This is a genomic window from Citrobacter tructae, from assembly GCF_004684345.1.
GTDB lineage: Bacteria > Pseudomonadota > Gammaproteobacteria > Enterobacterales > Enterobacteriaceae > Citrobacter > Citrobacter tructae.
Window position 1 is genome coordinate 1,080,802 of record NZ_CP038469.1, and the last position, 24,869, is coordinate 1,105,670.

The following is a 24,869-nucleotide window of genomic DNA, read 5'->3' on the forward strand; positions in this document are numbered from 1 at the left end:
GTCGGCAACACAGCCAATGAAGATAACGGGATTATCGATGAGCATAAACGAACTGCATTCACTGGATTTATTAACCATTCCGGTTTGGATCGTTTCGCCACATACCGAAGAACTGATATTCGCCAATGCCGTTGCACGGGAAATCATGCAAGCTGCGGATTTTTCCCGACTCAGAAAGGGATTATTCTCGACCCATGCCCAGGCTGATTTAACCATGTATCTCTGCGACCTGAAAAATCATCATGATATCGTAGAAATTCTTACGGTTTACCGGAACGGAGAGGAAATTGCGCAGGCCTGTCGCCTGTCTATCAGGGAGCTGGCTGAGTGTGGTGATGTCATCCTTTTTGAAGGCATTGAAACCCCGGCAGCTCAGGGACTAAAAGCCAGCCGTTCCGCCAACTATCAGCGTAAAAAACAGGGGTTCTACGCCCGTTTTTTCCTGACAAACTCAGCGCCAATGCTGCTCATCGATCCGTCCCGCGATGGGCTGATTGTCGATGCGAATCTCAGCGCCCTTAACTTCTATGGTTATAGCCATGACATGATGTGTCAGAAGCATACCTGGGAAATCAATATGCTGGGGCGTCATATCTTACCGGTGATGCATAAAATAGCGCAGCTGCCCGGAGGCCATAAGCCCTTACATTTTGTCCACAAACTTGCCGATGGCACCACTCGCCACGTGCAAACCTACGCAGGCCCAATCGAGATTTACGGTAATAAACTGATGCTGTGCATCATTCATGATATTACCGAACAAAAACGCCTCGAACAGGAACTGGAACGGGCTGCTCTGCATGACGCGTTAACCGGATTACTCAACCGCAGACATTTTTATCAAGTCACCGAGCCGGAGCACTCGCACGTCATGTCGCTGACTCAGGACTACAGCTTGCTACTGATCGACACCGATCGTTTTAAAAGCATTAACGATCTCTTTGGCCATTTAAAGGGGGATGAAGTGCTTTGTGCGCTGGCACGCACGCTGGAAACCTGCGCGCGCAAGGACGATCTGGTGTTCCGTTGGGGAGGTGAAGAGTTTGTGCTGCTCCTGCCACGTACGCCTCTCGACGTTGCCCTCAATCTTGCAGAAACGATACGCGCCACGGTAGCCAGAGTCAGCCTGCCAGGACTTCCCCGCTTTACCGTCAGTATTGGCGTGGCACGACACGAAGCGAATGAAAGCATTGATGAATTATTCAAACGCGTGGACGATGCGTTATACAAAGCCAAGAATGAAGGCAGAAACCGGGTACTGGCGGCCTGAAGTAGAGTCCGTTAGCGACTGCGCTTCGCGTGTCGCTCCCAGTTTTCTTGCTTTGCCTGCACCGTTTTGCGTAGCGCAACGTAGCATGCCCCGCTGCCACCGTGGTGCGGCAGTGCGCTACAGTAGGCCTGCACGTCATCAAACTCCGTCAACCAGCGCGCCACATAGCTGCGCACAATATTGGCATGGGAATTATCGTCTCGTCCCTTGCCGTGAATAATGAGCACATTGCGCAGCCTCTCCTGCCGGGCCCGGTGTATAAAACTGAATAACATCTGACGGCACGTTTCAACCGACTGGCGCAGGAGATTGAGGCTCGCCTGCTGGGGGTACTTTCCGTTTCGCAACTTGTCGGTAACGCCCTGCTGTAAACCCTCGCGACGAAACGCCAGCGATTCGCTCAACGGTACGATATCCAGGAAGTCTGTCGAGAGAAAATTATCCAACTGCAACGTATCGATACGTGTCAGGTTGCGGAGATTGCGCGAAGGCTGCCAGTGGATATCGGTACGGCCTTTCAACGGTTCAACATCCCCCATAGCGTCCAGAAACAACGATGCATCTTCAGGGTTCATGTCTCATCCTCCAGCGTTTTGCGACAGCCATTATCATAACCGTGCACTATTCTACCGACAACGGCTTACAGTTATTTCCAATAAAAGGGGGTATAGCTGCGAATATCCATGGCGTGATATGGTGTATCCCCGCGACTGACACGGGTATTGCCCCTCCTGAATTGAGAGAAACGGATGCTTAATTTACTTGAAGACTCCATCGCCACACCGCTAGGCCCACTGTGGATCATCTGCGATGAACAATTTCGCCTGCGCGCCGTCGAATGGGAACAGTACAGCGATCGTATGGAGCAACTGCTGGATATTCACTATCGCACTGAAGGTTATCAGCGCATTGCCGCCAAAAATCCCGGTGGGTTGAGCGATAAACTGTCCGAGTATTTTGCGGGTAATCTGAGCATCATTGATACGCTGGAAACCGCTACTGCGGGAACCCCGTTTCAGCGGGAAGTCTGGCGAGCGCTACGCGAGATCCCCTGTGGTCAGGTGATGCATTATGGACAACTGGCCGAACAACTGGGGCGTCCCGGTGCCGCCAGAGCCGTCGGTGCCGCAAACGGTTCTAACCCAGTCAGCATTGTTGTTCCCTGCCATCGTGTGATTGGACGCAACGGCACCATGACAGGATATGCGGGTGGTGTGCAGCGAAAAGAGTGGTTATTGCGCCACGAAGGTTATTTGCTGCTCTAGAATCCAGGCAATTAATGCCCTATTCATCACACTTCTATATAAAGCAACCTCAGATAAAGTGTGGATAATCAGGCACATAAAGAACATTCACCCCATTTATACCTGAATTATTCTCTATTGGGAGTACCTCAGGCTTACGTGCTCACCAAAAAGATGTTAAAATTGACAAATATCAATTACGGCTTGAGCAGACCTATGATCCCGGAAAAGCGAATTATACGGCGCATTCAGTCTGGCGGTTGTGCTATCCATTGCCAGGATTGCAGCATCAGCCAGCTTTGCATCCCGTTCACACTTAACGAGCACGAGCTGGACCAGCTCGATAATATCATTGAGCGCAAAAAGCCTATCCAAAAGGGGCAGACGCTCTTTAAAGCAGGTGATGAACTTAAATCACTCTATGCTATCCGCTCCGGAACGATTAAAAGCTACACGATTACCGAGCAAGGTGATGAGCAAATTACCGGTTTTCATCTGGCAGGCGATTTAGTTGGTTTTGACGCCATTGGCAGCGGTCATCACCCAAGCTTCGCGCAGGCCCTGGAAACCTCAATGGTATGTGAAATCCCATTCGAAACCCTGGATGACCTGTCCGGTAAGATGCCGAATCTGCGTCAGCAGATGATGCGTCTGATGAGCGGCGAGATCAAAGGCGATCAGGATATGATCCTGCTGTTGTCGAAGAAGAACGCAGAAGAACGTTTAGCGGCCTTCATCTATAACCTGTCCCGTCGTTTCGCCCAACGCGGATTCTCGCCTCGCGAATTCCGCCTGACGATGACCCGTGGCGACATCGGTAACTACCTCGGTTTAACGGTCGAAACCATCAGCCGCCTGCTGGGTCGCTTCCAGAAAAGCGGCATGTTGGCAGTGAAAGGTAAGTATATCACTATCGAGAATAGCGACGCGCTGGCCGTTCTTGCTGGTCACACACGTAACGTTGCTTAATCTTTCCGCAAGCATCGCAGCTAGCCTTCTGTCAAATCGCTAAATTTTCCCGATTTATTGATCTGGCAGGAGGTTCTCCCCTGTTTCAATCCACATTATTGGGTTACTCTTTTAGTTACAAACTGCGGTGACAGTTGTAAGGAGACCCTGTATGGCTATGTATCAAAACATGCTGGTGGTCATCGATCCGAACCAGGACGATCAACCTGCATTACGGCGAGCTGTTTATTTGCATCAACGGATTGGTGGCAAAATTAAAGCCTTTCTGCCGATCTATGACTTTTCCTATGAGATGACCACCCTGCTGTCGCCAGATGAGCGTACGGCAATGCGCCAGGGTGTTATCAGTCAGCGAACGGCATGGATACGTGAACAAGCGAAGTACTATATCGATGCAGGTATTCCTCTTGATATTAAAGTGGTCTGGCACAACCGTCCCTTTGAAGCCATCATCCAGGAAGTCATCAGTGCTAAGCATGACCTGGTCCTTAAAATGGCGCACCAACACGACCGCCTGGAAGCGGTAATTTTCACCCCGACAGACTGGCATTTATTGCGTAAGTGCCCAAGCCCGGTGTGGATGGTCAAAGATCAACCGTGGCCGGAAGGTGGCAAAGCGCTGGTCGCCGTCAATCTAGCCAGTGAGGAAGCGTATCACAACGCTCTCAACGAAAAACTGGTTAAAGAAACGCTACTGCTCGCAGAACAGGTTAACCATACTGAAGTCCATCTGGTTGGCGCCTACCCTGTTACTCCCATCAACATCGCCATTGAACTGCCTGAATTTGACCCCAGCGTTTATAACGATGCGATCCGTGGACAGCACCTGCTAGCCATGAAGGCATTGCGCCAGAAATTCAGCATTGATGAGAAAGTTACACACGTTGAAAAAGGACTGCCTGAAGAGGTCATTCCTGATTTGGCTGAGCATTTACAGGCAGGTATCGTGGTACTGGGCACCGTTGGACGTACTGGTATTTCAGCGGCGTTCCTTGGCAATACGGCGGAACAGGTCATCGACCATCTACGCTGCGATCTTCTGGTGATCAAACCCGACCAGTACCAGACGCCTGTCGAACTGGACGACGACGAAGACGATTAATCACGCAGTCACACAACATGCCGGATGACGACCTCATCCGGCATCATAAGCGCTTAGTGCTTATCCTCACCACCCAGGAAATAGATTCCTAGTGGGATCGCCAGCAAAATAGTAAACACCATACTGTAGACGCAAATCATCGCCGATTGGATGGCATACATTGAGGCAGTCCAGTCAGAAAGCGGAATATTGTACTGTTCAATTACCCCACCGATAGTGGCTCGTGTAACCACCGATGCTGCAATAATAAACACTCCAAGCAGACACAACAGAAATTTTCTTCCCTTTGCTGTTTTCAGCTTAGCCATGATCATAGTCTCGTCCTTTCTTGTGCAGATGAATAATTTGTTACTTTGCAATAACAATACCATGACATCAACTTACTGTCTGCTACATAAACTGCGTACGGGGTTGACATCAGTGTTATTCAACTGAAAATAACGCTGATTGTAGTATTTCTATCTCCTCATGATGAATGATATGACTGCCTGTTGCGGGTAAAATACCTGATAATCAGGGTGTCAGATAATATTTTGCTAACACGGAGTAGCCAGGGAGAATCATGATCGCTGAATTGTTTATGAGTAATGCCTTTAATCTGACGGTCATTCTCAGCTGCTGTGCAGCGTTAGTACTGATGAGCGTCTGGTTTCATCGTAGTGAAAAACACTGCAAAGGGTTCATATTCCACGCGGCGCAGTTTTTCGTCTACGCCATTATTATCGGTACGTTTGGCAGTATCACCAATAACGTTATCGACAGCTATAAGCTGACATTTATCTCACCCAGCGTGGTCGACTTTCTCTGTACCTCGCTGATTGCGTTGATTTTGACCACAAAACTCTTTTTGGTGATTAACCAATTTGAAAAAACGCAGATCAACAAAGGCCGGGACATCACCAGCGCCAGGATCCTGTCGCGTATTATTAAGATTACAATTGTGGTCGCCATTATTCTGCTGTACGGCGAACATTTCGGCATGAGTCTGTCTGGTCTGTTAACCTTTGGCGGCATCGGTGGTATTGCTGTCGGTATGGCAGGGAAAGATATTCTGAGCAATTTCTTCTCGGGTATTATGCTGTATTTCGACAGACCGTTCAGCATCGGCGACTGGATCCGCTCCCCGGACAGAAATATTGAAGGCACGGTGACCGAAATTGGCTGGCGAATGACCAAAATAAATACCTTCGATCATCGTCCCCTGTATGTGCCCAACTCAGTTTTCTCATCAATTAGCGTTGAAAACCCGGGCAGGATGAGCAATCGACGGATAAAAACGGTGATCGGGTTACGTTATGAAGATGCCGATAAAATAAGCACAATTGTCGATACGGTCAGACAGATGCTGCAAAATCACCCTGGAATAGACCAGAAGCAGACCCTACTGGTCTATTTCAATGAGTTTGCCGATTCTTCGCTGAATATCATGGTCTACTGCTTCACCAAAACAACCGTCTGGCAGGAGTGGCTTGCCGTGCAGCAGGATGTTTATTTGAAAATTATCACCATAGTTCAGGAAAACGGCGCCGACTTTGCCTTCCCCAGCCAGACGCTATATATGGAAGACGCCGCCACACCAGCGTCTGCAAATTAAAATGATGATACGGGTCCTGCGCCAAATTTATTTAGAGATCAGGCTACAATCTCAATTAAATTTCCATCAGGATCCTGTATCACAGCTTCGTAATATCCGTCGCCAGTGGTGCGTGGATCAGAGACTAAAATCCCCTGCTCTTTTGCACGCATCGCCATAACATCAACATTTTCGCTGCCACCAACTGAAATGGCGAGGTGCACCCACCCTGAGGTGTTATTGTCCGGAGCATGTTGCGTCAACCCAGGCTTAGTCATTAACTCAATCGCGATATCCTCGCCAATATTGACAAAATAAGATTCAAACCCTGGATTGGTTTTACTACGGTATTTTTCGTTAATCTCGCCGCCAAAAAATGTGACCCAGAAATGGGCCTGCCGCTCGAGATCCTGCGTCCACAGCGCCATATGAGCAATCTTCATCACCAGCCTCTCTCATTTATTTTCCCGTTAAGGGATGTTGACATCGTCAGTCACAATGCACGATTATGCTTATTGTTGCTCGTTTTTTATTTTCATCAGGAGTTTTTATGCTCGATTACGCTGCATTTCCGGAACAGCGCCAGGCGCTGATTTATCAGATCCTGCAGGAAAACGGCAGAGTTGTCTGTTCCGAGCTTGCCAGCCGACTGGGCGTATCGGAGCACACTATTCGCCGGGACTTACATGAGCTGAGTAAAGAAGGTGTGTGCAAAAAAGTGTATGGTGGGGCCGTCATTTCTTTGCCGGAATCTGAAGATATTACGCTTCGAAAAATGAAAGATACGGCCAAAAAGAGCAGCATCGCACAACGGTGTGCCCGACTGGTCAAATCCGGCAGCTGTATTTTTATCGATACCGGTACAACCAATTTAGCGATGGCTGAAGCTTTGCCCGCCGAGCTTGCCTTAACCGTAGTGACCAATTCTCCGGAAATAGCTGCTGTTCTGCTCAAAAAACCATTGTACGACGTCATTATTCTCGGCGGCCAGGTACAGAGATCGTCCGGTGGAAGCGTGGGAACCGTAGCGATATCCCAAGTGAAGGGAATATTGTTTGACCAGGGATTTATTGGAGGCTGCGCAATGGCACCAGAATCGGGATTAACCGGGTTTGACTACGCCGACTGTGAGTTCAAGAAAGCAGTAATTAAGCAGTGCAATGAAACCATTGTCGCGCTGACGGCGGATAAGATCCCCGCAGTGGCCCGCTATGTGGTCGCCCAGAGCAATGAGATCGATGTGATAGTGGTAGAGGAAAATAGTAGCAAACAGTACGGCACCGCCTTTCAGGAACACGACATCCGTATTTATACCGTGTAACGACAGTTCTCACTTTTTCAACGGCTAACAGACGCAAATAGCACGGTCCTATACATCGCTCCTGCCGTTAACACGGTGATGGCTGACAGGTAATCCAGACGAATGTATTGCTGACTTTCCTGCCTATCAACTACCAGATATTCCTCTTTTCCTACTGTCGTTCGCGTCGTAACGGCTTTGGCATCAAAAACCGTACCGTCGGTTAACTCAATGCGCAGCATATAGCGGTATAAACAGGCAATCTCCAGATAATCATGAAGGTCGCAATCAATAGGTTGATAATTTTCTACAGGATACATAAAGGTCCTTTGCCCATTCGATCGGATGTTCGGGAAATTGCCAGCGCCACTTCCCGAACACTTTGCGCTATTTCAGCGCCTCGATGGGGGCGCCAAAGTTGATATGCAACACGTTGCCGTCGATCACCAGCGCCGGAACAGACTTCACACCAGCCAATTCAGCCTCCGCAACCCTGGCGGGGTGATCGCCTAAATGAATGACATCGACTTCCACGTCTGGGGACAGATGTTGTAACAACGCTTGCTCCGCGGAAACGCACACCGGGCAACCAGCATGATAAAAACGGGCTTTGATCATGATTCCTCTCCTTTGAATTATAGTATCGAATCGATACTATAATTTATAGTACGCCAGTTATATGCTTTGTCAATGTAGTTTTTAATCGATACTATATGGCAAGGAGGATTTTATTATGCACGACATGTCACTTTTCGACGTTATGGACAGGCTTTCCAGTCTGATGCGGATGTGGTTTCGCCAGCATCCTTTACTGGCAGATCTTCAGCCGGTACAGCTCAGCGCGTTAATGTATCTGGCACGCTGCAACCGCTATTCCAATACGCCGCTCGGCGTGACGGACTACCTCGGCCTCACCAAAGGAACCGTGTCGCAATCACTTAAGCTACTGGAATCAAAAGGACTGATTGCGCGTACACAGGATGCACGGGATAAACGCAGCGTTCATCTGGAGTTAACTGCGTCGGCCAATACGTTACTGGACGCCTTGCTTCCCCCTACCTTTTTACGGGCAGGCGAATCTGCAATGGGGGAACGCGCGACTCTGCTAAAAGAACTGCTGTTTGAACTGCTAAGAGAAATTCAGAGAACCAACAATGTGCCGGGCTTTGGTTTGTGCCACAGCTGTCGGTTTTATCAAAAAATGAAGGGTCGGGGATTTTGTAATCTGACGAAAGAACCGCTGAGCGAGGATGATGCAAAGCTGATTTGTCGGGAACATCAGTCCCCGGAAGAATAAGAAAACAGGCTGGCGCGAAAATCCCCACCAGCCCATACAGGAATTAATGCTTCACAATATACATGCTGCGGCTGTATGCCACATCTTCAGGGTTGGTAATCGGATACCCTTTCAGCCATGGCTTAATTAAGCGACCATTAGTGTATTGATAAATCGGTGCAATAGGCGCCTGCTCCATCAGGATTTTTTCTGCCGCGTTATAGTCCGCATTTCGTGCTTTTTCAGTGTTTTCCATTGTGGCCTGAGTCAGCACTTTATCGTACGCCGGATTATTAAACCGCGAAATATTGCCCGTATGGGTCGAGGTTAATAACGACAGGAACGTAGACGGCTCATTGTAATCACCCACCCAGGAGGCGCGGATAACATCAAAATTACCGGTGTTACGGCTGTCGATATAGGTTTTCCATTCCTGGTTTTGTAACTTAACACCAACGCCCAGATTTTTCTTCCACATTGACGCGACGGCGATGGCAATCTTCTGATGGTTTTCTGAGGTATTGTACAGCAGCGTCAAATTCAGCGGTTTTTGCGGTCCATAGCCCGCCGCACGCAGCAACGTTTTCGCCTGCGCGTTCAGCTCTTCCTGACTCATTTGCTCGAACGGTGAAGGTTCAGGGGTAAATCCCGCCGTGACGTCCGGCGTAAAATGCCAGGCCGGTTTCTCGCCGGTCCCGAGGACTTTTTCCGCCATCAGACGACGATCGATAGTCATGCTGAGCGCCAGACGCACGCGTGAATCCGCTGTCGGACCTTTCTGAGTATTAAACGCATAATAATAGGTGCCGAGTTGCGGCGGTGTATAAACCTGTCCTGGAATTTCCTTCAACAGTTTCTGGTACATGTTTTTCGGGAAGGATTCCGTGATATCAATATCACCGGCCAGATAACGTTTTGTTGCGGCAGATTCCTGGTTAATCGGCAGGAAAGTTACTTTTTGCAGCACGGTTTTAGCGTTGTCCCAATAATGCGTATTTGGTACCACCACCAATTTTTCGTTAACCACGCGATCTTTTAATACATAAGCGCCGTTACCGATTAAATTACCCGGCCTCGTCCACTCTTTACCGCTCTCGACGTTGGCTTTTTGTACCGGATAAAACGCAAAGTTAGCCGTTAAATTCGCAAACCAGGGCAACGGTTTATCCAATTGAACTTTCAGGGTGCGTGCATCGACCGCGCTAACGCCCAGCTTATCGGACGTGACTTTACCATCGATAATCGCCTGCGCATTGTTGATCCCGGCTAGCGCCGCAAACCAGGCAAACGGGGACAGTGTTTTCGGTTCCACCAGACGCTGCCAGCTATAGACAAAATCCTGAGCCGTCACCGGCGTACCGTCGGCCCATTTTGCGTTATCACGCAGCGTAAATGTCCAGACGCGATTATCGTTACTCTTCCACTGGGTGGCAACGCCAGGAACAATTTCACCCTTCTCGTTCTGGTTAACCAGCCCTTCAAATAAATCACGAATAACCTGAATCTCGGGCAGCCCGACTGCCTTGGCCGGATCGAGCGAGGCCGGTTCATCTTTTATATGACGCACCAGTTCTTGTTTCTCTGCCAGTACCGTACCGCTGGGTACATCTGCAGCATAGGACAAGGAAATGCTGCTAACCAACAGCGCACAACAGGTTACTGAAACAGAATGCCGCATAAGATACCCTCAAATCTGGCTACTAAGTGAATGTGTAATTATTTGTATCGCCAGCAGGAATTGCAATTAACTTCCGACAAGAAAGTGATATTACACCTGAAAAGATAAGTGTGTGAAAACGATTTGATTATCCATACTTTTTGCACAACACTGCGAATAACAATTCATGCATTCAGAGATGACTATGACCGCTACCCGTCCCCGCGCCGAGCGCGGCGCATTTCCGCCAGGAACCGAACATTACGGACGATCATTGTTAGGCGCCCCGCTAATCTGGTTTCCTGCGCCAGCAGCCGATCGTGAAAGCGGCCTGATTCTGGCGGGTACCCACGGTGACGAAAACTCATCAATTGTGACACTGTCCTGCGCCCTGCGTACGCTTAACCCTTCACTGCGCCGTCACCACGTAATCCTGGCGGTAAACCCTGACGGGTGTCAGCTGGGCCTGCGCGCCAATGCTAACGGTGTTGATCTCAACCGTAATTTCCCGGCAGCGAACTGGAAGGCTGGGGAAACGGTCTATCGCTGGAATAGTAGCGCAGAAGAACGCGATGTGGTTTTGCTGACCGGCGAGCATTCTGGATCAGAACCTGAAACCCAGGCGTTGTGTCAGCTTATTCACCGCATTCATCCCGCCTGGGTAGTATCTTTTCACGACCCGCTGGCCTGTATTGAAGATCCGAGGCACAGCGAGCTGGGCGAGTGGCTGGCGCGAGGGTTTGAACTCCCTCTCGTAACCAGCGTGGGTTATGAAACGCCGGGGTCCTTCGGTAGCTGGTGTGCCGATCTAAACTTACACTGCATTACCGCAGAGTTCCCCCCCATCTCCTCAGATGAGGCCAGCGAAAAATACCTGCTGGCGATGTCCAATTTGCTGCGCTGGCACCCTAAAGATGGAGCTGTCCGGTCGTAAAATGCAGGGCGGGTTGCGCGTCGTTTGCCAGCCAGGTCGGACCATCCAGATCGGCAAAACTCACCTGCGGCGTAAGCGGTAAGGCGGCGTTGATAGCGCGGGATGTGCACAGCATACATCCCAGCATCAGCGCAAAACCCTGCTCTCGGGCTTCGGTCGCCAGCGCCAGTGCTTCCGTCAGGCCGCCTGTTTTATCCAGCTTAATGTTCACCATCTCATAACGTCCATGCAGCGCTTTCAGGCTGCTGCGAGTATGGCAGCTCTCATCGGCACAGATGGGCAGCGGATGTACAAAATTCTCCAGCGCGGCATCAACCTGTGCGGGCAGCGGTTGCTCCAGCATGGCAACGCCTAAATCAGCCAGAAGTTGACAGCGCTCAGCCAGACCTTCGGCACGCCAGGACTCATTGGCGTCGACAATGAGCGTGGCATCAGGGACTGCCGCACGGATAGCGACCATACGTTCGCTAATCAGGCGGGCATCCAGTTTAACTTTCAGCAGCGTCGCCCCGTTCTCCCACAGCGCGGCAGCGCTTGCTGCCATCTGTTCCGGCGTGCCGATCACCACCGTCTGGGCCGTCGTCACCGTCGCACTCAGTTCAACACCAACCAGCCCAGCCAGCGTTTGCTGCTGCTGCCGGGTGCTTAAATCCCACAGCGCGCAGTCAACGGCATTACGCGCGGCACCGGCGGGCAGCAGCTTCTGTAAATCTTCGCGCGTCAACCCATTTTCCAGTTGTGGGGCGATACTCACAATTTGCGCCAGTACCGAGGCATCGCTTTCGCCATAACGAGGATAAGGCGTACACTCACCGATCCCCTTCACACCGTCTTCTTCGAGCTCCACCACCACCACGTGCGCTTCAGTTCTGCTGCCACGGGCAATCACAAAAGGGGTGTGTAACGGCCAAGCTTCCTCATATACCTTAACTGATCTCATTTGTTTTCCTTATGCTGTCCAGGAAGTGGATATCCGCAAATAGCGTTTGCCGTGTTAACTGTTGATGGCATAAACTAGCTCCGACGTTAACTATATGTAAACAGGAAGATAACCATGTCACAAACCGTTCATTTCCAGGGCAACCCGGTTGCCGTTGCCGGCTCCATTCCTCAGGCGGGTAGCAAAGCGCAGGCTTTTACCCTTGTGGCTAAAGATCTGTCTGACGTTACGCTGGGCCAGTTTGCCGGTAAGCGCAAAGTGCTGAATATTTTCCCAAGCATCGATACCGGCGTATGTGCGGCATCGGTACGTAAGTTTAACCAACTGGCGACAGAAATCGACAATACCGTCGTACTGTGCATCTCCGCCGACCTGCCATTCGCCCACTCTCGCTTTTGCGGCGCGGAAGGTCTGAGCAACGTGATCACCCTGTCCACCCTGCGTAACGCGGAATTCCTGAAAAACTACGGTGTTGAAATCGCCGAAGGCCCGCTGAAAGGTCTGGCCGCGCGTGCCGTGGTGGTGATCGACGAGAATGACAACGTCATTTTCAGCCAACTGGTCAATGAAATTACCAACGAGCCAGACTACACTGCCGCTCTGGACGTACTGAAAGCTTAAGTCGCGTCTGAATACAAAAATGCCTCCGCATGGAGGCATTTTCATTTACAACGTTACTCTTCGCTTTTTTTCTGCTGACTCAAACCGTATTCACGCAGCTTATTGGCGATCGCGGTATGAGAAACACCAAGTCGTTTGGCCAGTTTGCGCGTGCTGGGATAATTCATATACAGCTGCGTCAGCACAGAGCGTTCAAAGCGGCTGGTAATTTCATCCAGCGACCCTTCCATCACCTCTTCCCCGACCGCCACCATCGCAGCATCATAATCTGGCAATAAAATATCCTGTGGACGCAGTTCATATCCTTCAAGCTGCGTTAACGCCCGGTAGATAGCATTTTTCAGCTGGCGTACGTTACCCGGCCAACCGTAGCGGGTTAACACCGTACTGAGATCGGCGGACAATTTCGGACGCGGCACGCCCTGCTCGTCGGCAAAACGCGCCACAAACAGCTCGGTGAGTGGCATAATGTCTTGCGGACAATCGCGCAGTGGTGGCAGATTTAGCGTCAGCACGTTCAGACGATAATAAAGATCTTCACGGAACAAGCCTTTCTGTACCAGCTCCACCAGATTCTTTTGCGTCGCGCAAATCACGCGCACATCAACATGCACCTCATGATCTTCGCCGACGCGACGGAAGGTTCCGTCGTTAAGAAAACGCAGCAACTTCGTCTGCATACGCGGCGACATTTCGCCAATCTCATCCAACAGCACCGAACCGCCGTTCGCCTGCTCAAAGAAACCTTTTTTACCTTCCGGCGCGTGACCAAATAGTTCGCTTTCAACCGCATCTTCAGGGATCGACGCACAGTTCAGCGCCAGATAAGGTTTCGCCGCACGCGGGCTTGCCAGATGGCAGGCATGAGCAAACAGATCTTTACCCGTTCCGGTATTTCCGGTAATCAGCAGCGGCGCACTCAGCATGGCCAGTTTACGCGCCTGCTCTACCACGTGTTTCATTTTGGCGCTGACGGCAATAATCTGGCTAAATGCGCTCAGATCCTGGGTGGTCATATTTTGCAACTGACGTCCCATTCGGATGGTGGAGCGCAGCATGACCACGGCGCCGGTTAACATCTGTTCCTGATTTTCGCCCAGCAAATGGACGGGGGTAATTTCCATCAGGAAATTCTGTCCATTAATCACGACATGCTCGCTGTGGGAATCCTGCGGGTTGCTCTCCAGCCAGCGCTGGAAGTTAAAGCCATTGATTAACTGCGCCGCCGTGTGGTTACACATACGATCCTGAGTGTGGGCAAAAAGCTGGCAGCTTGCCGGGTTCGCCATCTCCACTTTGCTTTTCATGTCCAGGGAGAGGACCGGTTCAGGAAGCGCTTCAAGCAGCGCGCTCAGCGCCAGGTGTTCGCGTTCAGAAGGCATCCAGGGCACGGTCCGCACATCCGTAACCCCGGCAATACGACGGATTTCAGCCATCAGGCTGCTGAAGTTGGTGAACTCCAGTTCCGCAAAATTGAGGTAGATTCGGCCGATAGGGTCAATCTCGATACCGCGTAAGTCAATGCTTCGAAGCACCAGTAAATCGAGTAATTCGCGGGTCAGACCAAGTCGGTCTTCACAAAACACTTCCAGACGCATGGGAACCTTCACCTAAACAAGGGATCATGTGTTAGATGATAAGCCAGTATTTCGTTAGCAGGAAGGATTCTGTCAACAAATATTGACAGCACGCTGGAAAATTGGGCGCTGCGCCGTAAAGTTATACGATCGGCGCCCAATTTTGCTTAACTTTCGCGCGGAGATGCGTTCTTTTGTAAGGTCTCTTTCACCTGACCAATCAACTGGCGGCGGAAATCACCGAGACGCGGTTTATCATCGTCGATCCACGGGAGCGGACGGCACAGTTCCATCGCTTTAATCCCCAGACGCGCCGTTAACAGCCCAGCACCAATACCCTGGGCAGCACGTGTGGATAAGCGAGCCGCCAGATCCTGCGACATCCAGTCCATACCGACTTCGCGAACCAGCTCGCTGGCCCCGGCGAAGGCGATATTCAACAGCACCAGACGGAACAGGCGTAAGCGGCTGTAATACCCCAGCTCAATGCCGTACAGCGTCGCAATTCGGTTAATCAACCGCAGATTTCGCCAGGCGATAAACGCCATATCTACCAGCGCCAGCGGACTGACGGCGATCATCAACGTGGATTCCGCCGCTGAGCGGCTAATTTCGCGCCGAGCCTGCGCATCCAGCACTGGCTGTACCAGGCTGGCATACAGGCTCACCACTTCACGATCGTTTTGCGTTTCATGAATGGAGGCATACCAGCGCTGTAGCGCCGGATGAGATTGATCGATACCCGCCTGCTGCGCCAGCTTTTCACAAAACGCGCGACCTTTGCCAGTACCGTGGCTATGCAGTAAATCCCGCGCTTCGTCACGCTCGTGCGCTCGCTGACGCAAACGCCACAGTCGACGCCACTCGGTCGCCACCGAACCCACGCCCGCGCCAACGATCAGTGCCCCGGCAACACAACCGCCTAGCGCGACCCAATCCTGGGTCTGCCAGGCATTCATTGTCCACTGCACACCCTGAGCAACGACGCTGACGCCAAACAATGCCAGCCCGCTCATGACCATTTTACGCCACAGGCTTCGTTTAGGCCGTAAGGCGGCATCAATGACAGCCTCCGCCTGACCTTCATCTTCCAGCGGTTCGTCCAGTTTTGCCGGAGAAAACGTCTGTGCTTCCGTGTCGTTGAACATTTGCTGTGCTTTAAACGCCGCATTTTGTTCCACTTCCAGCGGACCTGAGAAATCGATACGCGGTTTTAACGGCTCGCTCATCGCAATTTATCTCCTATTAAAAACTCCAGCGCGGCATCAAGACGAATATGAGGTAAGGGTTTATCCACATCCATGACCTGTGGGCGGAACGCTTCAAACTGAAAGCCCTGGCTATCCCAAAACGCCTGCCCCGGCAAGCGCGCAGGCACTTCCCCTGGATAGACAGTCAACGGCGCGCCGTCGCTCAGGCGGTTCCCGCGCAGTGCAGGGATCTTCTCACCCTTCACATCGATCAATCCGCTGGTGGTGGCCTGTACCGACGCCAGCCCCAGACAATCCATGCTGATACCTTCAAAAGCGGCGTTTTGCCATGCATCCTGGATCAGTTGCTGCAGTAGCGACACCATATTGGCGTGTTGATCGACCGTTACGTGGTCGGCCTTGGTGGCGGCAAACAGTAGCTTGTCAATCACCGGCGAGAACAGCCGCCGGAACAACGTGCGCTGACCATAATGGAAGCTCTGCATCAGCTGCGTTAGCGCCAGACGCATATCGTTGAACGCCTGAGGTCCGCTATTGAGCGGCTGAAGGCAGTCGACCAGCACAATCTGGCGGTCAAAGCGCAGGAAGTGATTCTTATAAAATCCCTTCACCACTTTCTCGCAGTAGTAATTGAACCGCTCACGCAGCATACCGGCGTTGGTGTGTTTATCTGCCTGTGCCAGTTTCGATTCACCATACGCGTCAACATCCGGCCACGGGAAGAATTGCAGCGCAGGTGCGCCCGCCATATCGCCCGGCAAAACAAAGCGACCGGGCTGAATAAAATGTAGCCCCTGCTGCTTACACTGATGCAGATAGTCCGTCCACGCAGCGGCAATCTCCGCCAGACGATTTTCATCGGCGGGCGCTAATGGGTCTAATCCCTGGCTTAACTGCCGCCATTTCTCTGACCATTCCGCCCGTTGCCCCTGTAGCAATCCGGTCATTTGCCGCGACCAGCTCAGGTAATCCTGCGCCAGCATCGGTAAATCGAGCAGCCATTCTCCCGGATAATCGACGATCTCGAGGTATAACGTGGAGGTGTCTTTAAAGTGGCGCAGCAAAGAGTCATTAGACTTGTAACGCAGCGCCAGGCGAATCTCACTCACACCGCGCGTCGGCGTCGGCCAAGTCGGCGGGGAGCCGTACAGCTGGGCCAGCCCTTCATCATAGGTAAAGCGCGGAATACCAAAATCGCGTTGCGGAACCCGTTTAACACCGAGCAGACGCTCTTCGCGCACACAACTGAGCAACGGCAGACGCGCGCCCGCATGAATATTGAGTAACTGGTTTACCATCGCGGTGATAAACGCCGTCTTACCGCTGCGGCTGAGCCCGGTGACAGCCAGACGCAAATGCCTGTCTACGCCGCGATTAACCAGCGAATTGAGTTCATTTTTAAGTCGCTTCATCGCCATCCCGTTATGCTGAAGGAACCGTAGAAATTATAACTAACAGGAAGTAAAGATAGGGGGCAATTCTTATTTATCAACTACCTGAAATATATCAGGCGACATGATTGATGCCGCCTGTATCAGAAGTAAATCACGCGGATTATTGAGTCTCTACTTTCGGGAGGTTAATGTTTTTGATCCCCCCTTCGTTCGTCACCTGCGTGTATCCCATCTCGGTAAGCATATCTTTCGCCTGTCCCGATTGCCGCCCGGAGTTACAGTACAGCTTCACGGTGTCGGTCTTATCCGGAACCTCGGACGCGATTTTCGCTTTGAGATCTTTTAAGGGAATGTTGACAGCCCCCTGAATATGCTCCTGCTGGTATTGCTCAGGGACGCGGACATCTATCCAGTGTTCTGCAGCAAAAACCGGCAAACCTATGAGCAACGCTAACGCAAATACCCCTTTTCTCAACATAGTGTCATCCTGAAGAGTAGTTAGATTTAACGGTAACACTATACGCCATATCTTAAGAAAATATTGCGACCCTATTGGCATCACGTGAGTCCTGTTCCTCTGGAACAGAACGACGCCGTAAATCTTATGATTTACCTGCTAACATCCCGAGATTGTTGTCATTCGTCAATTAACTCCATAAGATGTGCGCCATTGACTCTCGGACGGAGCTTGGGATCTATGTCTCCTACCATTTATGATATTGCACGAGCCGCTGGCGTATCAAAGTCCACGGTGTCGCGCGTACTTAATAAGCAAACCAACATCTCGCCTGAAGCGAAAGAAAAAGTCCTGCGTGCAATTGATGAGTTAGAGTACCAACCCAATAAACTGGCGCGTGCTCTTACTTCCTCCGGGTTTGACGCAATAATGGTGATCTCTACCCGTTCTGCAAAAACCACAGCTGGAAATCCTTTTTTCTCTGAAGTCCTGCATGCGATTACAGCAAAGGCGGAAGAAGTCGGTTTTGATGTCATATTACAGACATCACGCAGCACCGAAGACGATTTACAAAAATGTGAAAGTAAAATTAAGCAAAAATTGATTAAAGGCATCATTATGCTGAGTTCTCCAGCTGATGAGTCATTTTTTGCACGGCTAAATAAATACAACGTTCCTGTCGTTGTGATTGGTAAAGTTGAAGGCGAATACTCCAATGTCTACTCTGTAGATACCGACAATTTCTGCGACAGTATTACGCTGACAAATGCGCTTATTGAGAGTGGGCATCGTAATATTGCCTGTTTGCATGCGCCTCTTGACGTTCATGTTTCCATTGATCGCGTTAACGGTTATAAAGCCAGTCTGCAAGCACATAATATTGAAATACGCGACGAATGGATTATTGATGGGGGCTATACCCATGAAACGGCCCTGCTCGCGTCGCAGAAATTACTTAGCCAGCAACCGTTGCCCGATGCAGTATTTGCAACCGACAGTTTAAAATTAATGAGTTTATATCGCGTTGCGGCCGAGAAAAAAATCACAATTCCCCAGCAACTGGCCGTTGTGGGCTACAGCAATGAATTGTTATCTTTTATGCTGACGCCGGTTCCGGGGGGGATTGATGTCCCCACGCAACAATTAGGTGAACAAAGCTGTAATTTACTCTTCAATCTGATTGCCGGAGAGAAAGGGCTTCAGGATATTACAGTAAGTACACAAATATCACTGACTGAATCGCTTGTGTAAAAACAGGGGCATCATGATGCCCCTGTTCATTTTAGAATGCGTAGTTGACACCAATACCCGCATAATGGAATTTGTCACTCTCGCCTTCGTCATGGTTTTCCCATTCATAGGCATATTCCAGCGACATCGAAATACCATTTTGAAAATCATAGGCATACAGCAAACCGAGACGATTGAAATCGTGGCCTTCACGTTCCATATCATCCTGCCAGTCCCAGTTTGACCAACGGTCGAGGCCCAGGCGGGTGTACGGTGTCAGAGTGGTATTACCGAATGACAGAGGTAAATAAGCACGTATTTCCTGGGTGGAAAATTCACCGTTGTTGCGTGACTTATCCATATTGAAACCGCGCTCAAGATAATAATTTACCGTCAATCCCACCGTTTCGTTAAAGGTATAATTCAACCCACTTTCACTTTCAACACGGCTGTCTGAGTAACCCGTGGTACTTAAATCATTGACGAACTGGTACATTGCCAGCCATCCACTGAAACGCAAATCATCAGTAAGTTTAACATCCCAATCCGGCTGTATTTTCCAGCGCTGCATATTGGCGGTGTCTTTACCTGGTTCATCGACATAGTGATAACCGTAATTACGGAAACCGCCGGTCAAACCGAAATTCAGGTCATCGCTTTCAAGGAACTGATAACGAACTTCCAGTTCCGGGCGATCAAACCAGGTACCGCGTTTGCCCTCGCTATAATCAACCGGTCCTTCCTGATAATAGGCTATGGATATTTTCCACGGACCATTTGCCGCATTGAAATAAACGGACGGTTCGGCCAGGCCATCCATATCTTCGCCATAGCCCTCGACATTTTCAATTTCATACATAGCACCAATATTAAAATGCCAGTCATTATTTTCAGCAGCCTGCGCGCAGGCCATTCCTGCGCACATGACCAGCGCAGTAGAGGTCAGTAAGGTTTTCATTTTTATTCCTTGTTAAAATACTTTTAAAAAATCTCCAGGCTTTGGGGGGTATCCCCCCCCAAATAATTATTTAATTGTTATTTCGGTTTCAGCATCAAAGAAATGGCATTTATCCATATCAAAATGAATGGTGATATTTTCTCCTGCATGATAATCATTCATAGCCCCGGCACGGACCACCAACTCATGCCCCCCAACAATGGTATAAAGCATAAACTCAGCGCCGGTTAATTCCGCCACGCTAATTTTTGCCAATATACTATTGCCATTACACAATTCCGGATGAATATCTTCAGGTCGAATCCCCAGCGTGACGGCCTGATGTTCATAGCCCTGTGCTTTTAATACATTTAACTTATCTTGTGGAATCGTTAACTTCAGCGTTTCTGTCACAAATTTATCGCCGTCAATTGCACCACGAATAAAATTCATGGCTGGCGAACCAATAAATCCGGCAACAAACATATTGGCTGGGTGGTTATATACCGTTTTGGGCGCACCAACTTGTTGAACAATACCATCCTTCATAATCACAATTCGCGTCGCCATCGTCATGGCTTCGGTTTGATCATGGGTGACATAAATCATGGTGGTATTGAGTTTCTGATGCAGTTTGCTAATTTCAGCCCGCATCTGAACGCGAAGCTTGGCATCGAGATTTGATAAGGGTTCATCCATCAGGAACACCCCCGCCTCACGAACAATCGCGCGCCCCAATGCCACGCGCTGACGCTGCCCACCAGATAACGCGCCAGGTTTACGCTGCAGATAATCGCGCAGACCAAGGATTTGCGCCGCCCAATTGACGCGTTCCTCAATTACGGCAGGAGCAATTTTCTGCATTTTCAGGCCAAACGCCATGTTGTCATAGACGGTCATGTGTGGATACAACGCGTAGTTCTGAAAAACCATTGCGATATTGCGAGACTTTGCCGGCACATCGTTCATCCGCTTACCGTCAATCAGCAGATCACCACCGCTGATCTCTTCCAGCCCAGCGATCATACGCAGCGTCGTTGACTTCCCACAGCCAGAAGGGCCAACAAAAACAATGAACTCTTTGTCTTCAATTTCCAGATTAAAGTCTTTAACGACGTGCACCTGGTTATCGTATATTTTTTGGATATGTTGCAACGAAAGCTGTGCCATGTTGAATCCTTTACTTGTCGTGTTGCCAGAAAGCCGATAAGCACGGCCACGTCAGAAGTTCGGTCGAAGAGAGTTGCATACTTGCCCCGGTTAGCCCCGTACCGATGCCAACAGAGAGCATGCCGCAAGCATTGATAGCATCAATACCCGCCTGTGCATCCTCGATGCCAATACACTGCTGCGGATCAACACCGAGACCGGCGCAGGCGGCGAGAAAAATCTCCGGATCGGGTTTAGAGCGGCTGATCAGTGCCGCATCCGCACAAAAATCAAAATAGTGGCTAATATCCAGCGCCTGCAAAATAGCAGGCGCGTTAAGCGACACTGACGCTAATCCCACTGGAATCTGCATTTTCCGCAGCGTAACCAAAAGCTCGCGAATTCCCGGCAATACCGAGTTGACCGTCAACTGGCGCAAAGAATGGACATACAGATCGTTTTTTCTCTCTGCCAATTGTGCGCAAGCCTCAAGTGTAAACTCCCCCGCTTTACCACCATGTTGCAAAATACGTTGCAATGATTCACCGCGACTGATCCCTTTCAGAGTGTCGTTAAAGGCTTCATCAATCATGATCCCAACGTCTTCAGCAATATGTTTCCAGGCGAGAAAATGCAGGTGCGCGGTGTCGGTAATCACCCCATCCAAATCGAAAATAACGGCCTGCGGATTGAGCTTCATTTATCGCCCCTTTTTGTGGTAGCGGTCCCATTTATGGATGTAATAACCCCGTCGTAACTGATAACGGATTCCCCCTGTAAGCAGATCTTTTCCCCCTTCACCCACAGGTAAATCTGCGCGGCGCTGGCAATACGGATTTCAGCTGCATTGAGGGTTACCTGCATGTCAATGCCTTGCCAACGCAGTGGGAAAGACAGTGCCTGCCAGTGCGCAGGTAAAACAGGATCCAGATGTAACTCGCCATGACGAACGCTGACTCCCGCGAATCCCTGGATGGCCCCCAACCAGATAGCACCCGTTGCCGCCGCATGAATACCGTCATCACAGCTATGCGGATCATCCCCAAGATCGATCTGCGCCCCTTCGCGCCAGAAATGATAGCCCTGTTCTGAATCCCCACAACGCGCGGCGACAATGCCGTGGATCGCTTTACTCAGCGAGGAGTCATGAATGGTGCGTAGCTCATAAAAACGCAGGTTCGCGAGGCACGTGTGCGGGCTAAATTGCTCCGGTAGCATGTAAGTCAGCATCACCACATCAGCCTGCTTGAGAACTTGCATTTCGTTGATTTCTGCACGGGAGTAATCAAGCAGAATGGTTTGCTTACCCGCTTTAACTTTGTATTTCGACAGGTCGATCACCGGCTTGCTCAGGAACGTATCATCCTGAGGCAGTACGCCATCGGGCTGAACGTCCGGTCGCCAGAGACGTTGTAAAAAGTATTCTGCGCGGTGAATAAACGTTTCATCGCTACACCCCAACTGATGAGCGAAACTCAACGCCTGTTCAACGTTGTACCAAGCCATATAGTTGGTGAACGCATTGTTGTTCACATGCTCAGTGTATTCATCCGGGCCAATAACATCGTGGATCTCTAAGCGATCATTAACCATGACAGCCCTGCTGATCCAGAACTTCGCGGTTTCCAGTAGCAGCGTCATTCCCTCACGGGACATAAAGTTCATATCACCGGTAGCGTGCCAGTAATTGATCACCGCCCAGGCAATATCCGCCACGAGGTGGTGCTCAGCCTGCGCGGAGGCCACTTTCTGACGCAGCCCGGTGCGAATGTTGATCGCCGCGAACTCCGGCGTTTCCTCTTCACCGCTGCGAGCGCTCTCCCAGGGAAACAGCGCGCCCTGCCAACCGTTGCGGCGGGCTTTTTCGCGTGCGCCCGGCAGATTATGCCAGCGGTAACGTAATAAACTTCTCGCGGTATTCGGCTCAGTGAATAGATGAAACGGTAACAGGAAAACTTCGGTATCCCAGAATATATGGCCTTTATACCCTTCCCCCGTCAGCCCCTTTGCCGCAATACTGCTGCGCTCATCGTGAACTGGGGTCATCACCCGCAGATGATAAAGCGCAAAATCCAGCGCTCGCTGATCGCTCATATCCGTACTGGTGACCTGAACGCGACGGCTTTGCCACCAGTCATGCCAGTTGGCGGTTGACTCCGCCAGCAGTGCGTCATAGCCCTTCTGTGCACATGCTTCCAGGTTGCGCAGCGACTGACGTCCCCAGGTTTCAAGCGACAAGCTGCGTTCGCTCGCCCAGTCAATCCAGCTAATTTTCGTCAGCGTGACGCGCTGTCCGGCTTGTGCGTGAACAGTATTATGCTGTAACAACCGACGCTCTTTCGCGGTGAAGCAGCGCTGCGCTGCGCCATCGACATCACAATACGAGGTGATGGCGATATCGTTGCGATTATCCTGGGTGGTGTAAATACCTTGCAAAAGATGCTGACCAAAAACCCGGACCTGCGTTTCATCAAGATGTTGACGGCCATGATTGGTGATCGTGGCATCAATACCGGTCGAGATACCAATGCTGGCATCAGCATCCAGCGGCGTAACAACGACTTCCATAGCAAACAGCGGTAGTTGCTGTGCAGAAGCAAAGCGTCTGCTTTCTATGGCGAAACGCGCGCCATCTGACGCACGCCAGACCAGCGCACGGCGTAATTCCCCGCTGGCAAAATCCAGTTCACGATGCCAGCTCTCAATAACTCCGCTGTTTAGCGTGAAAATCTCGCCATTGAGCACGATCTCCACGCCTACCACATCAGGTAAATTGACCAGTTCATTAATTTCACTTTTGCCCGCCCGATGATACAGCCCCGCAAGATACATGCCGCGAGTCTGTAAGGTATAGGCTTCTTCGTGGCTGGCGCGAATCCCCATGTAACCGTTGCCGATCGTCATGAGTGACGCGAATTTATTCAAACTGTGTGGGCAAAAAATCAGTTCGGTTAACGTTACTGGCTTCATCATAATTCTACGGACATCCCTTTTTCAGCCGACTCGTAAAGTGCCGCCACCAATTGTTGAAGAACGACGCCCTGCTCTGCGTCAGCAATAGCGACAGGCTCACCCTGAACATGATTCACGAAGGCTTCCATGCTGCGATAGTGACGATTGTCATCGGCCATTTCACGCTGGAGCAAAACATCCAGCGTCCCATCACGATCGGTATAAACCTGAGCCGGAAACAGCGTTGCCCCCGCAAGATCGCCGCAAAAATTCACGTTCATGACGGATTGCTCTGGAATGTTCAGTGCAAATGAGGTTTCCAGGCGCAGGATACCGCCGTTATGAAATTCAATCGTGCCAAATAATGAATCCTCAACGGTATACGTCGCAGGATCCCATTCCCCAAACTGGCCGCTGTTCTTACGCGTACCAATGCGTTGATAGCTGTGCGCGCTAACGCGTTTTACCGCCGGAAAACCCAGCACATACATGGCGGCATCAAGCATATGGATACCGATATCAATCAGTGGCCCACCGCCCTGTAGAACTTTATTAGTAAATACACCCCATCCAGGTACGCCGCAGCGACGCAATGCCCGGGCATTGGTGACATAAATTTCACCCAGCACGCCAGTCATTACCTGCTCACGTAAGATCTGTGTATCCAGTGCGAAACGATGATGAAAATCATAAGCCAGCACTTTCCCCATCCGGCGCGCCGTTTTACACATCTCCAGCGCCTCGTCTGGCGTCATTGCCGGGGGTTTCTCGCACATCACATGACACCCGGAGTTCAACGCCAGCAGCGTGTGTTCATAATGGAAGCGATTGGGTGAACAGATGCTGACGATATCGGGCTTAGCTTCGCGTAACATCGTCTGAGGATCGTCCCAAACCTGCGGATTGCCGTATTTTTCTGCAAGCGCCTGCGCCTGTGACAGGCGACTGTCACAGACAGCCACCAGTTCCAGATCGTTGCGGGTGCAGTAGTACGAAGCATGAACTTTATCCGCCACCTGTCCGGCACCGATAATGGCGACACGAAGCGGAGAGCTTGTCATTGCACTTTTCACGGA

26 protein-coding genes are annotated in these 24,869 nt (G+C 50.7%); 10 read left to right on the forward strand and 16 right to left on the reverse strand.

All coding sequences use genetic code 11. The features are described from left to right. Positions 1-37 precede the first annotated feature (37 nt). Positions 38-1,270 carry a GGDEF domain-containing protein gene (locus tag E4Z61_RS05715; protein WP_135321940.1) on the forward strand — a complete coding sequence of 411 codons (1,233 nt, stop codon included), beginning with the start codon at positions 38-40 and terminating at the stop codon, positions 1,268-1,270. Positions 1,271-1,281: 11 nt separating this feature from the next. On the opposite strand, the gene smrA is transcribed toward E4Z61_RS05715, so the two are convergent. After that, positions 1,282-1,845 (reverse strand): DNA endonuclease SmrA, encoded by a 564-nt coding sequence (gene smrA, locus E4Z61_RS05720; protein ID WP_135321941.1) that lies wholly within the window; start codon positions 1,843-1,845, stop codon positions 1,282-1,284. 174 nt (positions 1,846-2,019) lie between these two features. On the opposite strand from smrA, the gene ogt reads away from it, so the two are divergent. The 3 genes from ogt to uspE all read left to right on the forward strand — a co-directional run bounded on the left by ogt (position 2,020) and on the right by uspE (position 4,585). Next, positions 2,020-2,535 (forward strand): methylated-DNA--[protein]-cysteine S-methyltransferase, encoded by a 516-nt coding sequence (gene ogt / locus E4Z61_RS05725; protein ID WP_135321942.1) that lies wholly within the window; start codon positions 2,020-2,022, stop codon positions 2,533-2,535. A 195-nt stretch (positions 2,536-2,730) separates the two neighbouring features. Further along, positions 2,731-3,483, forward strand: coding sequence for a fumarate/nitrate reduction transcriptional regulator Fnr (fnr, locus tag E4Z61_RS05730; protein ID WP_003020397.1), 753 nt, complete (start codon positions 2,731-2,733; stop codon positions 3,481-3,483). Positions 3,484-3,634: 151 nt separating this feature from the next. Beyond that, positions 3,635-4,585 (forward strand): universal stress protein UspE, encoded by a 951-nt coding sequence (gene uspE, locus E4Z61_RS05735; protein WP_135321943.1) that lies wholly within the window; start codon positions 3,635-3,637, stop codon positions 4,583-4,585. Between the two features lie 53 nt (positions 4,586-4,638). Here the strand turns inward: uspE and E4Z61_RS05740 are convergent, their stop codons facing one another. Further along, positions 4,639-4,899, reverse strand: a complete 261-nt coding sequence (locus tag E4Z61_RS05740) for a DUF2534 family protein (protein WP_135321944.1) — start codon at positions 4,897-4,899, stop codon at positions 4,639-4,641. Positions 4,900-5,147: 248 nt separating this feature from the next. Here E4Z61_RS05740 and E4Z61_RS05745 point away from each other — a divergent pair, with 248 nt between their 5' ends. Then, positions 5,148-6,179 carry a mechanosensitive ion channel family protein gene (locus E4Z61_RS05745; RefSeq protein ID WP_135321945.1) on the forward strand — a complete coding sequence of 344 codons (1,032 nt, stop codon included), beginning with the start codon at positions 5,148-5,150 and terminating at the stop codon, positions 6,177-6,179. Between the two features lie 38 nt (positions 6,180-6,217). Here the strand turns inward: E4Z61_RS05745 and E4Z61_RS05750 are convergent, their stop codons facing one another. Then, positions 6,218-6,601: a VOC family protein gene (locus E4Z61_RS05750; RefSeq protein ID WP_135324883.1), complete on the reverse strand. Its 384-nt coding sequence runs from the start codon at positions 6,599-6,601 to the stop codon at positions 6,218-6,220. A gap of 107 nt (positions 6,602-6,708) precedes the next feature. On the opposite strand from E4Z61_RS05750, the gene E4Z61_RS05755 reads away from it, so the two are divergent. Next, on the forward strand, positions 6,709-7,479 hold the full coding sequence (locus E4Z61_RS05755) for a DeoR/GlpR family DNA-binding transcription regulator (RefSeq protein ID WP_135321946.1): 771 nt from the start codon (positions 6,709-6,711) through the stop codon (positions 7,477-7,479). A gap of 17 nt (positions 7,480-7,496) precedes the next feature. On the opposite strand, the gene E4Z61_RS05760 is transcribed toward E4Z61_RS05755, so the two are convergent. Next, complete coding sequence (locus E4Z61_RS05760) at positions 7,497-7,778, reverse strand: Rho-binding antiterminator (protein ID WP_135321947.1); 282 nt, start codon at positions 7,776-7,778, stop codon at positions 7,497-7,499. A gap of 67 nt (positions 7,779-7,845) precedes the next feature. Further along, a complete protein-coding gene (locus tag E4Z61_RS05765) occupies positions 7,846-8,076 on the reverse strand; it encodes a glutaredoxin family protein (RefSeq protein WP_135321948.1) in 231 nt (76 codons plus the stop codon). Between the two features lie 115 nt (positions 8,077-8,191). On the opposite strand from E4Z61_RS05765, the gene E4Z61_RS05770 reads away from it, so the two are divergent. Then, positions 8,192-8,755, forward strand: a complete 564-nt coding sequence (locus tag E4Z61_RS05770) for a MarR family winged helix-turn-helix transcriptional regulator (protein WP_135321949.1) — start codon at positions 8,192-8,194, stop codon at positions 8,753-8,755. A 43-nt stretch (positions 8,756-8,798) separates the two neighbouring features. Here E4Z61_RS05770 and mppA read toward each other — a convergent pair whose 3' ends face one another. Next, positions 8,799-10,412, reverse strand: a complete 1,614-nt coding sequence (gene mppA, locus E4Z61_RS05775) for a murein tripeptide ABC transporter substrate-binding protein MppA (protein WP_135321950.1) — start codon at positions 10,410-10,412, stop codon at positions 8,799-8,801. A 184-nt stretch (positions 10,413-10,596) separates the two neighbouring features. Between mppA and mpaA the strand changes: the two genes are divergently transcribed. Beyond that, the gene (gene mpaA / locus E4Z61_RS05780; RefSeq protein WP_135321951.1) at positions 10,597-11,325 is read left to right on the forward strand and encodes a murein tripeptide amidase MpaA; all 729 of its coding nucleotides are present in this window, start codon (positions 10,597-10,599) and stop codon (positions 11,323-11,325) included. Here mpaA and ycjG read toward each other — a convergent pair. Beyond that, complete coding sequence (gene ycjG, locus E4Z61_RS05785) at positions 11,300-12,265, reverse strand: L-Ala-D/L-Glu epimerase (protein WP_135321952.1); 966 nt, start codon at positions 12,263-12,265, stop codon at positions 11,300-11,302. The genes mpaA and ycjG overlap by 26 nt on opposite strands. 114 nt (positions 12,266-12,379) lie before the next feature. Between ycjG and tpx the strand changes: the two genes are divergently transcribed. Further along, positions 12,380-12,886, forward strand: a complete 507-nt coding sequence (gene tpx, locus E4Z61_RS05790) for a thiol peroxidase (protein ID WP_135321953.1) — start codon at positions 12,380-12,382, stop codon at positions 12,884-12,886. 53 nt (positions 12,887-12,939) lie between these two features. On the opposite strand, the gene tyrR is transcribed toward tpx, so the two are convergent. The 4 genes from tyrR to pspE form a co-directional block, all read right to left on the reverse strand. Beyond that, positions 12,940-14,484: a transcriptional regulator TyrR gene (tyrR, locus tag E4Z61_RS05795; RefSeq protein ID WP_135321954.1), complete on the reverse strand. Its 1,545-nt coding sequence runs from the start codon at positions 14,482-14,484 to the stop codon at positions 12,940-12,942. 146 nt (positions 14,485-14,630) lie between these two features. Further along, positions 14,631-15,692, reverse strand: a complete 1,062-nt coding sequence (locus E4Z61_RS05800; RefSeq protein WP_135321955.1) for a YcjF family protein — start codon at positions 15,690-15,692, stop codon at positions 14,631-14,633. Next, complete coding sequence (locus E4Z61_RS05805) at positions 15,689-17,086, reverse strand: YcjX family GTP-binding protein (RefSeq protein WP_135321956.1); 1,398 nt, start codon at positions 17,084-17,086, stop codon at positions 15,689-15,691. Before E4Z61_RS05805 ends, E4Z61_RS05800 begins: the two co-directional genes overlap by 4 nt. 142 nt (positions 17,087-17,228) lie before the next feature. Then, positions 17,229-17,546, reverse strand: a complete 318-nt coding sequence (gene pspE / locus E4Z61_RS05810; protein ID WP_135321957.1) for a thiosulfate sulfurtransferase PspE — start codon at positions 17,544-17,546, stop codon at positions 17,229-17,231. 219 nt (positions 17,547-17,765) lie between these two features. Between pspE and E4Z61_RS05815 the strand changes: the two genes are divergently transcribed. Further along, positions 17,766-18,776 carry a LacI family DNA-binding transcriptional regulator gene (locus tag E4Z61_RS05815; RefSeq protein WP_135321958.1) on the forward strand — a complete coding sequence of 337 codons (1,011 nt, stop codon included), beginning with the start codon at positions 17,766-17,768 and terminating at the stop codon, positions 18,774-18,776. A gap of 31 nt (positions 18,777-18,807) precedes the next feature. On the opposite strand, the gene E4Z61_RS05820 is transcribed toward E4Z61_RS05815, so the two are convergent. The 5 genes from E4Z61_RS05820 to E4Z61_RS05840 all read right to left on the reverse strand — a co-directional run bounded on the left by E4Z61_RS05820 (position 18,808) and on the right by E4Z61_RS05840 (position 24,866). Beyond that, positions 18,808-19,713, reverse strand: coding sequence for an OmpG family monomeric porin (locus E4Z61_RS05820; RefSeq protein WP_135321959.1), 906 nt, complete (start codon positions 19,711-19,713; stop codon positions 18,808-18,810). Between the two features lie 66 nt (positions 19,714-19,779). Then, the gene (locus E4Z61_RS05825; protein ID WP_135321960.1) at positions 19,780-20,862 is read right to left on the reverse strand and encodes an ABC transporter ATP-binding protein; all 1,083 of its coding nucleotides are present in this window, start codon (positions 20,860-20,862) and stop codon (positions 19,780-19,782) included. A 10-nt stretch (positions 20,863-20,872) separates the two neighbouring features. After that, positions 20,873-21,541 carry a beta-phosphoglucomutase gene (pgmB, locus tag E4Z61_RS05830; protein ID WP_135321961.1) on the reverse strand — a complete coding sequence of 223 codons (669 nt, stop codon included), beginning with the start codon at positions 21,539-21,541 and terminating at the stop codon, positions 20,873-20,875. After that, complete coding sequence (locus E4Z61_RS05835; RefSeq protein WP_135321962.1) at positions 21,538-23,814, reverse strand: glycoside hydrolase family 65 protein; 2,277 nt, start codon at positions 23,812-23,814, stop codon at positions 21,538-21,540. Before E4Z61_RS05835 ends, pgmB begins: the two co-directional genes overlap by 4 nt. Continuing rightward, the gene (locus E4Z61_RS05840) at positions 23,811-24,866 is read right to left on the reverse strand and encodes a D-glucoside 3-dehydrogenase (RefSeq protein ID WP_135321963.1); all 1,056 of its coding nucleotides are present in this window, start codon (positions 24,864-24,866) and stop codon (positions 23,811-23,813) included. Before E4Z61_RS05840 ends, E4Z61_RS05835 begins: the two co-directional genes overlap by 4 nt. Between the last annotated feature and the right edge of the window lie 3 nt (positions 24,867-24,869).

Excerpts from the sequence above, each read along its gene's own strand:
- E4Z61_RS05715 (WP_135321940.1), top strand. The coding sequence starts at position 38 with ATGAGCATAAACGAACTGCATTCACTGGATTTATTAACCATTCCGGTT.
- smrA (WP_135321941.1), bottom strand. The coding sequence starts at position 1,845 with ATGAACCCTGAAGATGCATCGTTGTTTCTGGACGCTATGGGGGATGTT.
- ogt (WP_135321942.1), top strand. The coding sequence starts at position 2,020 with ATGCTTAATTTACTTGAAGACTCCATCGCCACACCGCTAGGCCCACTG.
- fnr (WP_003020397.1), top strand. The coding sequence starts at position 2,731 with ATGATCCCGGAAAAGCGAATTATACGGCGCATTCAGTCTGGCGGTTGT.
- uspE (WP_135321943.1), top strand. The coding sequence starts at position 3,635 with ATGGCTATGTATCAAAACATGCTGGTGGTCATCGATCCGAACCAGGAC.
- E4Z61_RS05740 (WP_135321944.1), bottom strand. The coding sequence starts at position 4,899 with ATGATCATGGCTAAGCTGAAAACAGCAAAGGGAAGAAAATTTCTGTTG.
- E4Z61_RS05745 (WP_135321945.1), top strand. The coding sequence starts at position 5,148 with ATGATCGCTGAATTGTTTATGAGTAATGCCTTTAATCTGACGGTCATT.
- E4Z61_RS05750 (WP_135324883.1), bottom strand. The coding sequence starts at position 6,601 with ATGAAGATTGCTCATATGGCGCTGTGGACGCAGGATCTCGAGCGGCAG.
- E4Z61_RS05755 (WP_135321946.1), top strand. The coding sequence starts at position 6,709 with ATGCTCGATTACGCTGCATTTCCGGAACAGCGCCAGGCGCTGATTTAT.
- E4Z61_RS05760 (WP_135321947.1), bottom strand. The coding sequence starts at position 7,778 with ATGTATCCTGTAGAAAATTATCAACCTATTGATTGCGACCTTCATGAT.
- E4Z61_RS05765 (WP_135321948.1), bottom strand. The coding sequence starts at position 8,076 with ATGATCAAAGCCCGTTTTTATCATGCTGGTTGCCCGGTGTGCGTTTCC.
- E4Z61_RS05770 (WP_135321949.1), top strand. The coding sequence starts at position 8,192 with ATGCACGACATGTCACTTTTCGACGTTATGGACAGGCTTTCCAGTCTG.
- mppA (WP_135321950.1), bottom strand. The coding sequence starts at position 10,412 with ATGCGGCATTCTGTTTCAGTAACCTGTTGTGCGCTGTTGGTTAGCAGC.
- mpaA (WP_135321951.1), top strand. The coding sequence starts at position 10,597 with ATGACCGCTACCCGTCCCCGCGCCGAGCGCGGCGCATTTCCGCCAGGA.
- ycjG (WP_135321952.1), bottom strand. The coding sequence starts at position 12,265 with ATGAGATCAGTTAAGGTATATGAGGAAGCTTGGCCGTTACACACCCCT.
- tpx (WP_135321953.1), top strand. The coding sequence starts at position 12,380 with ATGTCACAAACCGTTCATTTCCAGGGCAACCCGGTTGCCGTTGCCGGC.
- tyrR (WP_135321954.1), bottom strand. The coding sequence starts at position 14,484 with ATGCGTCTGGAAGTGTTTTGTGAAGACCGACTTGGTCTGACCCGCGAA.
- E4Z61_RS05800 (WP_135321955.1), bottom strand. The coding sequence starts at position 15,692 with ATGAGCGAGCCGTTAAAACCGCGTATCGATTTCTCAGGTCCGCTGGAA.
- E4Z61_RS05805 (WP_135321956.1), bottom strand. The coding sequence starts at position 17,086 with ATGAAGCGACTTAAAAATGAACTCAATTCGCTGGTTAATCGCGGCGTA.
- pspE (WP_135321957.1), bottom strand. The coding sequence starts at position 17,546 with ATGTTGAGAAAAGGGGTATTTGCGTTAGCGTTGCTCATAGGTTTGCCG.
- E4Z61_RS05815 (WP_135321958.1), top strand. The coding sequence starts at position 17,766 with ATGTCTCCTACCATTTATGATATTGCACGAGCCGCTGGCGTATCAAAG.
- E4Z61_RS05820 (WP_135321959.1), bottom strand. The coding sequence starts at position 19,713 with ATGAAAACCTTACTGACCTCTACTGCGCTGGTCATGTGCGCAGGAATG.
- E4Z61_RS05825 (WP_135321960.1), bottom strand. The coding sequence starts at position 20,862 with ATGGCACAGCTTTCGTTGCAACATATCCAAAAAATATACGATAACCAG.
- pgmB (WP_135321961.1), bottom strand. The coding sequence starts at position 21,541 with ATGAAGCTCAATCCGCAGGCCGTTATTTTCGATTTGGATGGGGTGATT.
- E4Z61_RS05835 (WP_135321962.1), bottom strand. The coding sequence starts at position 23,814 with ATGATGAAGCCAGTAACGTTAACCGAACTGATTTTTTGCCCACACAGT.